Origin of the sequence: Nibrella viscosa (assembly GCF_039541875.1) — a bacterium.
In the GTDB taxonomy this organism is placed as follows: domain Bacteria; phylum Bacteroidota; class Bacteroidia; order Cytophagales; family Spirosomataceae; genus Nibrella; species Nibrella viscosa.
Genome location: NZ_BAABHB010000002.1, coordinates 427,477 through 440,569 on the forward strand (window position 1 = coordinate 427,477; position 13,093 = coordinate 440,569).

9 protein-coding genes are annotated in these 13,093 nt (G+C 55.0%); 6 read left to right on the forward strand and 3 right to left on the reverse strand.

All coding sequences use genetic code 11. The features are described from left to right. The first annotated feature begins 182 nt into the window (after positions 1–182). The 3 genes from ABD931_RS06400 (at position 183) to ABD931_RS06410 (ending at position 3,046) form a co-directional block, all read left to right on the forward strand. Entirely contained in the window at positions 183–845 is a 663-nt protein-coding gene (locus ABD931_RS06400) for a cytochrome b/b6 domain-containing protein (RefSeq protein WP_345265117.1), read from the forward strand. Continuing rightward, entirely contained in the window at positions 835–1,656 is an 822-nt protein-coding gene (locus ABD931_RS06405) for a molybdopterin-dependent oxidoreductase (protein ID WP_345265119.1), read from the forward strand. The genes ABD931_RS06400 and ABD931_RS06405 overlap by 11 nt, the downstream gene beginning before the upstream one ends. 121 nt (positions 1,657–1,777) lie before the next feature. Then, entirely contained in the window at positions 1,778–3,046 is a 1,269-nt protein-coding gene (locus tag ABD931_RS06410; protein WP_345265121.1) for a BamA/TamA family outer membrane protein, read from the forward strand. An 88-nt stretch (positions 3,047–3,134) separates the two neighbouring features. Here ABD931_RS06410 and ABD931_RS06415 read toward each other — a convergent pair whose 3' ends face one another. Together ABD931_RS06415 and ABD931_RS06420 are read right to left on the reverse strand one after the other, a co-directional pair. Beyond that, entirely contained in the window at positions 3,135–5,936 is a 2,802-nt protein-coding gene (locus ABD931_RS06415) for a M14 family metallopeptidase (protein ID WP_345265123.1), read from the reverse strand. Between the two features lie 36 nt (positions 5,937–5,972). Beyond that, positions 5,973–6,893 (reverse strand): bestrophin family protein, encoded by a 921-nt coding sequence (locus ABD931_RS06420; RefSeq protein ID WP_345265125.1) that lies wholly within the window; start codon positions 6,891–6,893, stop codon positions 5,973–5,975. Positions 6,894–7,006: 113 nt separating this feature from the next. Here ABD931_RS06420 and ABD931_RS06425 point away from each other — a divergent pair, with 113 nt between their 5' ends. After that, entirely contained in the window at positions 7,007–8,578 is a 1,572-nt protein-coding gene (locus ABD931_RS06425) for a serine hydrolase domain-containing protein (RefSeq protein WP_345265127.1), read from the forward strand. A gap of 20 nt (positions 8,579–8,598) precedes the next feature. Here ABD931_RS06425 and ABD931_RS06430 read toward each other — a convergent pair whose 3' ends face one another. Further along, positions 8,599–8,955, reverse strand: coding sequence for a SpoIIAA family protein (locus ABD931_RS06430; protein ID WP_345265129.1), 357 nt, complete (start codon positions 8,953–8,955; stop codon positions 8,599–8,601). A 240-nt stretch (positions 8,956–9,195) separates the two neighbouring features. Here ABD931_RS06430 and ABD931_RS06435 point away from each other — a divergent pair, with 240 nt between their 5' ends. Both ABD931_RS06435 and ABD931_RS06440 read left to right on the forward strand, forming a co-directional pair. Next, positions 9,196–9,579 (forward strand): IPT/TIG domain-containing protein, encoded by a 384-nt coding sequence (locus ABD931_RS06435; RefSeq protein WP_345265131.1) that lies wholly within the window; start codon positions 9,196–9,198, stop codon positions 9,577–9,579. Positions 9,580–9,642: 63 nt separating this feature from the next. Continuing rightward, positions 9,643–12,807, forward strand: coding sequence for a two-component regulator propeller domain-containing protein (locus ABD931_RS06440; RefSeq protein WP_345265133.1), 3,165 nt, complete (start codon positions 9,643–9,645; stop codon positions 12,805–12,807). Positions 12,808–13,093 lie beyond the last annotated feature (286 nt).

Consider the following 13,093-nt stretch of genomic DNA (forward strand, 5'->3'; position numbering starts at 1 on the left):
TTTTGCTATCCCGGCTGACAAAAACAAAGACTACGGAACAAAAAAGCCACGGAGTGTATCTCTGTGGCTTTTTTGTCGGGTAGGCGACAATTCACGCAAGTTGCATGGCCCGGCGGCTGGGCCGATAAATCCAGTTTATCGGATTTATCGGTATATTGTCAAGATAACTGATGCAGCCCACCATGAAACGTATTGTTGAAAATAAGCACCCACTGGCCATCCGGTGGTTCCACTGGGTCAACTTTCCCTTGCTGGCCGTGATGATCTGGAGCGGCCTGCTGATCTACTGGGCCTATCACCCTTACAAAATACAGGTCGCTGATGCCGTGCTTGTCAAATTCTTCCCCGATGGGTTTTTTCAGGCGCTCAACCTCCGCCGGCGGCTGGCCGAGGGCATGGCCTGGCATTTTGTATTCATGTGGCTGTTTACCATCAATGGCGTCCTGTACGTAGCCTACACGCTGTTTTCGGGGGAATGGCGGCATCTGGTGCCTAACCGGCACTCGTTTCGCGACGCGTGGCTGGTGGTGCTGCACGACCTGGGTATTCGCCGGCAGGCACCCGAAGCCCTCAAATACAATGCCGCGCAGAAGATTGCTTATTCGGCCGTTATCCTGATGGGGCTGGGCTCCCTGCTGACGGGGCTGGCCATTTACAAGCCGACGCAGCAGGCCTGGCTGACCACCCTGCTCGGCGGCTACGAAAGCGCCCGGCTCATCCACTTTGCGCTGACAATCGGCTATGTGTTGTTTTTCGTCGTTCATATCATGCAGGTGATACGGGCGGGCTGGAATAACTTCCGGAGCATGGTGGCCGGTTTTGACGTCATTCCGTATGGAAAATAACACAAACCCACCCGTGGGCAAGTCGCAGCGCGAGGAGCTAACCACCGACCAGCAGATTCGCCGGCGTACCATTAAAGCGTTTGCGCTGTTTAGCGTAGCCAGTCTGGTGCCGTATGGTATCTGGAAATGGATTGGCTCCCGGCCTAAAGTCAACGGCTTGCCGGATGTATTCCGGGAGGTGCTAAGGGCAAACGAGGAGGTAAACGATGTGTTCTTCAGCCACGCAAATCTGGCCCCAACGTTTCCGGTGGAGCAGGCGGCCCGGCAGGTGCGCGTCAACGGCCGCGTGGGGCTACAACCGGGTGCCAGTCCCGACGATTGGCAGTTGCGGGTTGAACAGCCGTCGGCAAACGGCCCCGGCAGGCAATTGACCCTCGCGCTCGACGATATAAAAGCGCTGCCCAAGCACGACCTGGTGTTCAACTTCAAATGTGTCGAAGGCTGGAGTCAGATTCAGCACTGGTCCGGTGCCCGCTTTTCTGATTTTGTGGCGAAGTACCAATTGGGTACCCGTAACGACCAGCCCAATCCGGTAACCAAAGACTGGTTCCGGTACGTTGGCCTGGAAACGCCGGATGGCAAGTATTATGTTGGTCTGGACATCGAAAGCGCCCTGCATCCGCAGACGCTGCTGGCTTACGAAATGAACGGCCAGCCGCTAACCGATTTGCACGGCGCACCCCTGCGGCTGATGATACCCGTTAAGTACGGTGTCAAGAGCCTCAAATGCATCGGTCGCATTTTCTTCGCCGACGAGCGGCCCCGCGACTTCTGGCACCGGCAGGGGTACGATTACGATCTGGCCCTCTGATTATATTCTGATTAAAACAGCCAGAATACAAAATATCCTGCCATTTTCGCCCTCAAAAAAGATAAGCTCAACGCTGCCCATTGAGGAGCGTTATTCGTTGATGCGTACGTTTTTCCGCCTTATGCCTGTCCTGTGGCTGGTGGGTTACCTGCCCGCAACCCTTGCCCAAACCGAGGTGTTGGCCGATATTGCTGCCGGTCGGAACGGGGAGTCTCCCGGGACGCCACAACTCGTTGGTTCGCAGCGGGATATACTCGATATAGTGCGAACCTTAGCGGTGCGTTATGGCGCTGGAAGGCGCATTATGAAAGAGCGTGACACCACCAAGCTCCAGAACGGTCGTCCGCTGGTCTGGATTATTCCGCAGGTCGGCTACTCCAGGCAAACCGGCCTGCTGGGACAGGTTTTGGGCAATGTGGCGTTTCGGCGCCCGTTCGCCAATGTGTCTACGCAGATCTCAACTCTTTCTTATACGGCCAATAATCAGCAAATACTGACCAGTATGCTGAATTACTGGACGGCGCACAACACCTGGAATCTAACTACCGATATGCGACTGATGCACTATCCGCAGGCTACTTACGGCCTGGGCATGTACACCACCACCGACCGGATTATTAACATGGATTACCAGTACCTGCGCAGCTATGTTACCCTGCTTCGCCGGCTGGCCTCTAACCTGTACGGAGGCCTGGGTATGCAACTGGATCTGCACTGGGGTATCGACAGTTATGATGACCGGCGCGAACGATTGGCCATTTCCCGATATCCGTTCGGCGTATCGGGGCGCTCGGTTGCCGCCGGACCAACTCTCAACCTGCTGTACGACAACCGCCCGAACTCCATTAACACCCTGCAGGGTTTTTATGCCAATCTGGTGTTTCGGCAAAACCTGACGCGGCTGGGCAGCGACCGGCCATCGCAGTTGTTGCAGCTGGACGTTCGCAAGTATGTCTCCCTGTCGGCCTCCCGGCCCGAAACGGTACTGGCTTTCTGGTCGTATAATGCCCTGACGCTATCCGGCAACCCGCCGTTCCTGGATCTTCCGGCCACGGGCTGGGACATCAGCAGCAATACCGGACGCGGTTATATTCAGGGGCGGTTCCGGGGGAAAGACCTGCTCTATGCCGAGGCCGAACTGCGCTTTGGGATTACGGCGGATCGTTTGTTGGGCGGGGTCGTTTTCGTGAATGCCCAGACAGTGAGCCAACCCTATTTTACCCGCCAGTTTACCGACAGTCCGCACCGCTTCGAACGGGTAGCGCCGGCCGCCGGCCTGGGCTTACGGCTCCGTATGAACAAACTATCGCGGACCAATCTGGCCATCGACTATGCCTTCGGCATTGAAGGCTCGCAGGGGGTATACTTCAACCTGGGCGAAGTGTTTTAAGGAGTAGAATCCCACCCTTATAGGCCATGCTGTTTATCCAGGTAAGAAGGATTGGTTTGTCGGCGACGGTATCGCCGACAAACCTTTTTTACTTCACGGCCGCATTGGCGTAAAGCTGGTTGAAAAGCAGCTTAAAGGTATTGTGAGCCTGGGCGCGGAAGGTGATCTCCGGACCAAAGGCATACAGTTTGCCGGTACCGACCGGTGCCACAAAAGCCGCAACACCATCCTGCAGATACGACTGTCCCCAGGCCCAGCCGCTGCGCAGCGGCTTGTTGGTCGGGAACCAGGCCAGGGGCTTCACCACGCCACGGGCTACGGCCTCAGGTGCCAGCCTGAAGACCGGGCTGGCTTCAAAATACACATCACCTTCGGCCGGCATACCCCAGGCCGCCTGCTGCGTCGAATCGAGGCTGACGCGCAGGATGCTGCCGGGAATATAGTATTTCTCGGCCGGTAGCGGGCGCTCCTGACCGCTGTTGGTCATCTCCATCAGGGCGTTCCGTACAGGCAGGCCCAGGTGATAGGCCAGGTTGGTGCTGGAGCCGATGGTTACCACCGAGCCGCCTGCTTCCATAAATTTCTTCAACTGCGGAATGGACTTATCGGCGCTGATCTTACCCAGCCAGGGGCGGTACTCGGCGGGCAGTTCTTCGGCTTTGGGTTCGCGGCTGGCATACCCATACTCGTTACTTTGGCCGGTTGCGCCCACGGCCGGAATGGCGCGGGTCACAAACACGATCACGTCGTACTTTTTGCGCAGATCACCGGCGTCAACATCGTTTGAATAAATTACCTGCATCGGGAAGTGGTACTGCTCCATGAGCCAGCGCACCCAGCCTGACGGCATCGAGCCGCCGTAGGTATCCCACAGGGCAATGCGCAACGGAGCCACTTTCACGGTAGCACCCGCCGGCCGTTTGGCAATGCCGGTGACGGTCAACCCCAGCTCATTCGCCGATTTTTCCAGCAGCGTTTTGGCTTTAGCCGAAGCCGGTACAAAGAAAGCGCCGGTGCCGGCCGCTGGGTTACCCGGAATGCCTTCGGGCACCCGGTAAACATCAACTCCTGCTTTGAGCAGATCATTGACCGCAGCAAACGAGTTGTTGGCGCGGGCGCTTAGCACATAGCCCGCCCCAGCCGTTTCTACGCGACCTTTGGGGGCCTGTAGTTCGCCGTAGGGAATACGCTGGAAAGGGCCGGTAAAATCATCCTGTACCCGGTCGAATTGCACGCCCATCTGGTAGGCAAGGGTCCAGCCGGCGGCATCGTAGGGCCGGATCGGGGGACCGCCCGGATATTGAAAATCGTTGGGATGGTCCTGCGGCTCGAACATGTCCAGCAGGTGCGGCCGGAAGGCCTGATTGGTCTTCACGATATAAGAACCGGCAGGGTAGCTCTTGCCGGCCACCGTAAAGTCGGCCGTTGCCTTATGAACCAGAATACCTGTCCGGATCAGGGCGTTGATAAACTTCACCGCCGTGGGGAAATCGGCCTGATCGGCCGGGATGATGAAGCCCCGTGGGTCGCGCAGCGCCGGTGCTTTAAAGACCGAATCGTAGTATTTGGCAGGAATACCGCCCCGGTTCGACCAGCCGAACGGATCGTTTGATGCCGTGGCTGCCGTGTTACTGCCGGGGCTGGTCGCTTTTCGCTGGTCGGCCTGATATGCCTGCGTAATAACTTCCACTTTTTTGGGTGAGAGGGTCCAGTAATCGCGGCTGCCGCGCTCGATGGAGTTTTTGCCCATCCGGTAAATATTGAACAGGAGTTCGTCGCGGTGCCGGGCGGCATAATCCAGCACGGCATAGTTCAGCGAGAGCGAATAGTCGATTGATTGCTTAAAATGCCATTTCTGCGGGGTAACCGGGTTGGGGGTAGCTCCGTTCGGAATAAGTCGGTTCGGTACCAGTGGCACCTCTTCGGGCGTGGGGTTGCCGATGATCTCGGTCAGCAGCCCGATCATGTTGTGGAAGTGGGTGGTGGTGCGCAGACCGCCATTGTACCAGGTCGAGAAACTAGCGCCGTTGAGCCGGGTGAAGCCGGGTTTGTTTTCGGCATTCAGCCGGTTATACATGGCCGCTCCCAGGGCGTCGATCCCCGTAATCATCAGCGGGTCGAACACGTAATTGAACGGATCGCGGTAGGGGGGGCCGGCCAGTACCGAACCCGCCGGACCGCGCTGGTGGTGGTTGTACATGATCTGCGGAATCCACTCGACAAACAACTGACGGCCCATGTTCTGCGTCTCCTTCATGTTCATCATAAAGAAGTCGCGGTTGTTATCGTGGCCGATGTATTTCTGGTACAGCCGGGGCAGGTTATCCTGCGAGCGCTTTTCGGGCTTCGGTTCGCGCATGTACCAGTTGGCGACCAGCTCATGGCCGTCCGGGTTGGCGTGGGTCAGCAGAATCACTACATTGTCCAGAATACGCATCGTTTCAGGGTCCTTGCGGCTAACCAGTTGCCAGGCCGTTTCGATGAGCTGCATGGTACCCACGGTTTCTGTCGAATGCAGGCCACCGTCGATCCAGACCACGGCTTTTCCCTCGTTGGCCAGGGCGCGGGCCTGCTCGTCGGTGAGGTCTTCGGCGCGGGCCATCGTGCGGGAAATTTCCTGGTAGCGGTCCAGTTTTTTGAGATTCTCCGGGGAGGATACAATCAGCATATACTGGTGCCGGCCTTCTTCGGTCATACCAATGTCAACCAGTTTGGTCCGGTCCGAAGCGGCCAGTTTTTTGAAGTACGCTTCGGTTTGCGTATACGTAGTCAGGTGATAATCATCACCGATGTTGAAGCCGAAATGCTCTTTCGGCGACGGCAGCGTTTGGGCGTACCCGGCCGTTATGACCAGCAGCAGCACAAGGGAATGTAAAAACGTCCGTTTCATACGTTACGGTTTAAGTTAAGCATCAGGTTGATTAAGTTAAAATAAAAAGCCGTCGACCTGCGGTTCGGGTGTAGGTAAGCCTTCCCGTTCGCCCAGCATTTGCCGAAGATTAATTTCTATAGTCTTCGATATTGAACTCATCGGCGTGTCGTTGATGTCGTTCTCAAACGGTGTTTCAATGCGTTGCCCTATCGTTGTCAACACGGCGAAGACGAAGCCAATCAGCATGGTGACCGGAATAGTCAGCCATTTGGTATGCTCCACCAGTGAAAAAGGAAGCATGGTCAGAAAAACGTAGAAAGTCATTTTGGCAAAGTAGTCGTACTGCCGGGGAAATATGGTATTCTTGATGCGTTCGCACTTCCCCAGAATATCGAAGAACACGTTGATTTTGCGGTCAAACTGAATATACTGGTGTACATCCGTGTAGCCCATATCGAAACAGTGGCGGAGTTTCCGGGAAATCTGAAGCAGAATCGCGTTGGGAATATTCTGTTGCCAGGCAATCTCCTCCCAGTCCTTTTCTGAAAAGAACCGTTTGGCTTCTTTTTCGATGGGTTGCTTGCGCAGATGCGTCTTCAGGGCGTAAACAAACCCAATTTCGTTGTAGATCAAATCCCGTTGGATCAGCTTCAATTCATCTTCGTCTTTGAAGCTGGAGTCATTGGTGCTGAGCAGATTCAGCACTTCGGCGGCATAGCTCCGGCTATTGTTGACCAGTTCACCCCAGATCATCCGGGCTTCCCACCAGCGGCCATAGGCGTTATTGTTCCGGAAGCCGATAAAAAACGCCAGGGTTGTACCCAGAATGGAGACAGGTACGCCCAGGGTATACTCCATCTGGATGCCGAGGTAGTATAAAAGGGTAGGAATTAGGCCCAGCAGAAACGAAATTAGTAGAATTTTCCACTGTAATTTTATGATGATTTTTAGTTTCAGGTTTTTTCTGACAATCATGACAGGAAATAAATGAGTGAGTAAGGCCGAGAATGCTTAAAATACGCACTAAAATAGCGAAGGAGACCGTAACCCGTTCACTTTTCACCGGTTAAAAAAGTATTTTCCTGCTTATGAAGAAGTTTCTCCTGCCTTTATGCCTGTTACTGGTTATCACAGCCTACGGCCAGAAACCGTCGGCTTCGGGCAAGTCCCCCTCGTCCGTATACAATCCGGCGTATCAGCCGCCGGCCTTTACGGACCCCGATCGGCTGCGGAAAATCGTAGCCGCCATCCCCACTATCGAAAAGCTCTACCGGGAGTTTGCCACGACCAATCACGTGCCGGGTATGGCGTTCGGCATTGTGGTAGACGGGAAGTTGATTCACGCCAACGGCTTCGGCTACACCGATGTGGCTAAACAGACGCCGGTGACGCCCAGATCGCTCTTTCGCATTGCGTCAATGACCAAGAGCCTCACCACTATGGCCATTCTGAAACTCCGCGATGCCGGTAAGCTCAGGCTCGATGATCCCGTGCAGCAATATATTCCGGCGATGAAGCAGCTACAATACCTCAGCAACGATGCACCGCTGATTACCATTCGGCATTTGATGACGCATTCGGCTGGTTTTCCGGAAGACAACCCCTGGGGCGACCGCCAACTAGCCGATTCCGATGACGACCTGATTAACCTGATCAAGGGCGGTATTTCAAACTCAAATGTACCGGGTGTGGCGTATGAGTACAGCAATCTGGGTTTTGCCATGCTGGGGGCCATCATCAGCAACGTATCCGGCAAGCCCTACCAGCAATACATCACCGAGACCATTCTGAAGCCGCTCGGCATGAACGATACCCAATGGGAATATACAAAAGTACCGGCCGGTCAGCTGGCGCATGGCTACCGCTGGGGAGACAATCAATGGAAAGAAGAGCCGCTGCTGCACGACGGCTCATATGGGGCTATGGGCGGGCTGATCACATCCATTGCGGATTTCAGCAACTACATGGCCCTGCACCTGATGGCCTGGCCCCCGCGCAGCGATGCCGACAATGGCCCCGTCAAACGCAGTTCGGTGCGGGAGATGCAGCAGCCCTGGGTCTTCAGTAGCCTCAATTCGCAGTTCAAATACCCCGGTGGGCGCACCTGCGCCATGGTGAGTGGCTACGGCTATGGCCTGCGCTGGAGCCGCGACTGTCAGGGGCGGGTATACGTAGGGCATACCGGCGGCCTACCCGGTTTCGGTAGCCAGTGGTGGGTACTGCCCGAATACGGCATTGGGGTGGTTACGTACAACAACCTGACCTACACCAGCGGCAGTTCGGTCAACTGGGCCGTGGTGGATACCCTGATTGCGCTGGCCGGTCTGAAACCCCGGCAACTTCCTGTATCGCCCATACTGGCGCAGCGCAAGGCCGAACTGGTGCAGCTATTGCCGGACTGGCCGAATGCCGAACGCAGCAACATCTTCGCGGAAAACTTCTTCCCCGACGAATCGGTCGACCTTCGGCGGAAAGAAGTGCAGGCGCTCTACACCAAAGCCGGCAGGATTATTCGCGTTGGGGAGTTGATTCCCGAAAACCAGCTCCGGGGCCACTTTTTGATCGAAGGTGAAAAAGCTAATATCGACGTATTCTTCACGCTGACCCCGGAAACACCCGCCCTGATTCAGCAACTGGATTTTCGGGAAGTGTCCAGGTGAAGTAGAGCATTGCTCGCTAATCAGCTTTTGATCCATTGTATGGCCTGCGGTCTCTCCGCAAACGTAAACGTTTTTACCTCCAGATTGGGCAGGATGTTGGCGGCCAGGGCGGGCAGGTTCACCCAGGTTTTATCCGTCACTACAGCCGCTTTCTCAAAATCGCTGAGGTGGTTGATATCAAACTTCAGGTCTTCTTTAACGGCATTCCAGGTAAGGCCTTCAATGCCGTCATACTCTACGTAGAGCCGTAGTTTGCCCTGCTCTTTGATCGTAGCGTCGAGTAGCTCGGCCCAGGGTTTTATGTCGGCAGTGGTGATATGGCCGCTGATGCGGTAGCCGATAATGTTGGGGATGTCGAATTCAATACCTTCTATCATAGCGGTTGAGTCTGTCAATGGTTATACTGATAGGAACGCTATGAAGTAAAGAAGGTTTCGGCGAGGTGCGTAGGCAGTGGCGATGTTTCAGGAGATGTGCGGTTGTTAATTACTCAGCGTTTCGGCAAGCCGCTAACGGGCTCCTGTCAACTGCTCAGTGGGGATAGTCCCGGGGCAACAGGCGTGGTAGTTTTGGTCTATCGGACCGCCGACGCGGCAAACCAAAAACAAACAAACGCCATGAAAACGTCACGCAACCTCTCCGCCCTGTTTCTGATCGCTGCTACCCTGCTGCTGAGCGCCTGTGAACAGCCTGTTTATCCGCCGTTAGCTCCGCAGGATGCCCGGCCGATGTATGATGAAACCGCTCCCGAAATTAGTTATGTACTACCGTCCGCCGGAAAGCCAGGTATGTTGATTCGGATATTCGGTAAGAATTTTGGAGCGGAAAAGGCCGATAACCTGATCTGGTTCGGCAATGTGGCGGCTACTTCGGTAGAGGCAGTCAATGGTACCGAGATTCGGGTCACGGTGCCGACCGGGGCTAAAACAGGTGAGCTCTATCTGACAATCGGGGATAAAACCTACAAAGGTCCTATCTTTACTATAACCTCCGCAGAATAATGAGCAGGAGACGTATAGGTCAGCCCGTGTGAATGCATTACTGACTCGTTGTCTAAGTAAGCCATGCCTAAGCCGCTTAAACTAGGTATCCTTATCGGTCTGCTGGTGAAGGTCAACGCCCTGTTTGCCCAGGAGTTGACCTTTCACCGCGTTCCGCCCCCGCCGGGGGCAACGGCCTCCAGTTTTATTGGAGTGCAGGACCCGCAGGGATACATGTGGCTGGCCACCATCAATGGCCTCTACCGGTACGATGGCTACCACTATGTGGCGTACACCAACGACCCGCTCGATTCAACCTCGCTGGCGGCAAACCGGCTCCAAACGCTCTGTACCGGTCGTAACGGGATTATCTGGGTGGGCACCTGGAAGCACGGACTCGACCGGCTGGACCCGGCTACGGGCCGGTTCACCCACTACCGGCATAACCCCAAAAACAGCAACAGCCTGAGCCACGACAAGACCCGATCCATTCTGGAAGACCGCGACGGGATGCTGTGGATTGGTACCATGAATGGCCTGAACCGCTTCGATCCGAAAACCGGCACGTTTTACCACTATTATCACAAACCAAATGATCCCAGCAGTTTAAGTTGCAACCGTGTAACGAGTCTTTACGAAGACCGGCAGGGTACCCTTTGGGTGGGTACGGGCAGTGTCTGGGGGGATGAGGGTGGTAAAACCGATGAAGGAGGACTCAATCGCTTCGACAAAAAAACAGGTCGGTTTACCCGGTATCTGCATGATTCGGCTAACCCTCGGTCATTGATTAATAACAAAATAAGTGCCATCCTGGAAGACAGCCGCGGTACGTTCTGGGTGGGCACTGCCGGTGATGGCCTGCATACGATGGACCGGAGTAAAGGCACGTTTACGCGGCACCGGTATGACCCGGCTCATCCGGAAAAGTTAAGCAGACCTGCTCTAAAGGATGTTCGAGCGGTAACGAACCACATTACTTTCATCACCGAAGACGCTGCCGGTGCTATCTGGCTTGGTACGTTGGGAAGTGGGATGAATCGGTACGATCCCCAGACGCAAACGGTTAAGCACTTCCCCAGTTTTACCGACAAAGAAACTGGGGTGCAGATGATCGTTCCTGCCTGGGCCTGTACCTCGCACGACGGTACACTCTGGATTGGTTACTGGCAAGGGCTGTACCGGATTGAACCGTTACGGAAGAGCATTGCCTACGTGGCTACGCGTGGGCCGGTAACGGCGATCTGTGAAGATTCATCGGGTAATGTATGGTACGGCACAGCCACCGGCCTGGTCCGCAAAAACCGCCGTACGGGAGCCAGGCAGGCGTTTTTGCATGATCCAGTTAACCCGTATAGCATCAGCCATAATGATATTTTAGCCATTTACGAAGACCGCCAGGGTGATTTATGGGTTGGAACCCGCAACGGAATTAATCGGTATGACCGGGCAACGGAGCGGTTTATCCGCTATGGAACCCGTTCGGGTGAAGATAGTAGTTTGGTAAACGTAAACATTCAGGCCTTAACTGAAGACCAGCAGGGAACATTCTGGGTAATGTTCACAGGGGGTAGTTTGAAGCGGATGAACCGAGGGCGTGAAATCCTGTACCGCTCAAACAAAAAAAATCCGGGCACGCCTAGCCACCGCATTTATGAAGACCAGGCTGGGAAATTGTGGTCGGGAGACTGGTACAATGGATTGAACCAGTTTGATCCGCGAACCGGAAGGTCCCGTCACTTCCTTGATAGCGCCAGCATTCACAGTATCTGTCAGGATGCCAGTGGTATCTTGTGGGTAGGCACCACCTCGGGCCTGTACCGGAGCAATTACACCGTAGACACGTTTACGCGCTTTAACGGTCCTGCCAACGAGTTGGCGGGGAGCATCATCGTAAACGGTATTCTGGAGGATAGTCAGAAAGCGTTGTGGATCAGCGCTTCGGTGGGTATATGTCGGCTGAATCCATCGCGAAACGAACTGGTTAGCTACGACAGGCACGACGATCCGGCCCATTTTATGCCCACTGGTGTCTATAAAAGCAAAACGGATGCGCTTTACTTCGGTGGGGGCAGTGGCTATTTTGTGGTTAATCCGGAGCAACTGACAACCAATACCACCCCGCCTAAGGTGGTTATCAATGCCTTCCGGATTGCCGATCAGCCGGTTATTCCGGGTAGCGTAGGGCCTGTGCAGGAGCCTCTTTCCCAGGCGAAAGAAATCCGGCTGGCCTACAACCAGAACCTGTTTTCGTTTGAGTTTGCCGGTATTCACTACAGTGATCCGGCCCAAAACCGGCACCTGTTCAGACTGGAGGACCTGGAAAATGCCTGGCGTAAAGCGGGTGAAGAAAAAGTGGCTTACTACTACAACGTACCGCCGGGCCAATATACCTTCCGGGTGAAAGCGGCCAATAGCGATGGTGTCTGGGCCGAAAAAGCAATCCGCATTCATATTGCTCCGCCCTGGTGGCGCACCTGGTGGTTTATCTCGCTTGCATTAGCCACCCTGGTGAGTATGATATCTACGGGATTTTGCTACCGGGTGGATCAGATTCGTCAGGCAGAAGCCCGCAAAACTCACGAGGCTCAGCAGAAAGCGGAGTTCAGCAAGAAGCTCTCGGAGATGGAGATGCAGGCCCTGCGGGCGCAGATGAACCCCCACTTTATCTTCAATAGCCTCAACTCCATCAACACCTTCATCCTTAAAAATGAGCCCGACTCAGCCTCGGAATACCTGGCCAAGTTCTCCCGGCTCATCCGGCTCATTCTGCAAAACTCCAATTCGGCGTTAGTCACCCTGGATAATGAACTGGAGGCTTTAAAACTCTACATGGACATGGAAGCTTTGCGCTTCAACCACCGCTTCAGTTATCGGATTGACCTTGATGAGGAGGTGGAGCCCGATGTGGTGGAGATTCCTCCCTTGTTGATTCAGCCGTATGTAGAGAATGCCATCTGGCATGGGTTGCTGCACAAGGAGGGAGCCGGCCATATTCAGATTGGCATTCGGCTGGAAGAAAATATGCTGGTGTGCCGCATTGAAGATGATGGGGTGGGACGCAAGCGGGCGGCTGAGCTGAAGAGCAAGTCGGCCACCAAAAGCAAGTCGCTGGGCATGCAGATTACATCTCAGCGCATCAGACTCATCAATGAGTTGCACGGCAAAGCCACCACTATGCAGATTGAAGATCTGGAAAATGCCTCGGGTGAAGCCTGCGGTACGCGGGTGATCCTGCATATTGCCGTGTAGCTATCAAGCCAAGCCTGTAGACGAATCTGGTAAGGCCCAGGCTGCGGGGGGCTGTAACTGGCCCCGGCGCGGCCGCCTGTTAATAGCCCAGCGCCAGCCACCGGATCATGTTGCTCCGTCAGGGGCTAACGGTTAGCCCCTGACGGAGCAATCAGCCAGACCAATCCCCTTCACTATTGAAGGAAGGCCCTGCTGGGGCCAGGCCAGGTAAGGTCCGGCTTGGAGTCTGTTCGCCAAACCCCTGGCAGGGGTTTGAGCAACGCCAATTACTCCCATTTTCAGTAAG

Coding starts and splice junctions, on each gene's coding strand:
- ABD931_RS06400 (WP_345265117.1), top strand. CDS start 183: ATGAAACGTATTGTTGAAAATAAGCACCCACTGGCCATCCGGTGGTTC.
- ABD931_RS06405 (WP_345265119.1), top strand. CDS start 835: ATGGAAAATAACACAAACCCACCCGTGGGCAAGTCGCAGCGCGAGGAG.
- ABD931_RS06410 (WP_345265121.1), top strand. CDS start 1,778: ATGCCTGTCCTGTGGCTGGTGGGTTACCTGCCCGCAACCCTTGCCCAA.
- ABD931_RS06415 (WP_345265123.1), bottom strand. CDS start 5,936: ATGAAACGGACGTTTTTACATTCCCTTGTGCTGCTGCTGGTCATAACG.
- ABD931_RS06420 (WP_345265125.1), bottom strand. CDS start 6,893: ATGATTGTCAGAAAAAACCTGAAACTAAAAATCATCATAAAATTACAG.
- ABD931_RS06425 (WP_345265127.1), top strand. CDS start 7,007: ATGAAGAAGTTTCTCCTGCCTTTATGCCTGTTACTGGTTATCACAGCC.
- ABD931_RS06430 (WP_345265129.1), bottom strand. CDS start 8,955: ATGATAGAAGGTATTGAATTCGACATCCCCAACATTATCGGCTACCGC.
- ABD931_RS06435 (WP_345265131.1), top strand. CDS start 9,196: ATGAAAACGTCACGCAACCTCTCCGCCCTGTTTCTGATCGCTGCTACC.
- ABD931_RS06440 (WP_345265133.1), top strand. CDS start 9,643: ATGCCTAAGCCGCTTAAACTAGGTATCCTTATCGGTCTGCTGGTGAAG.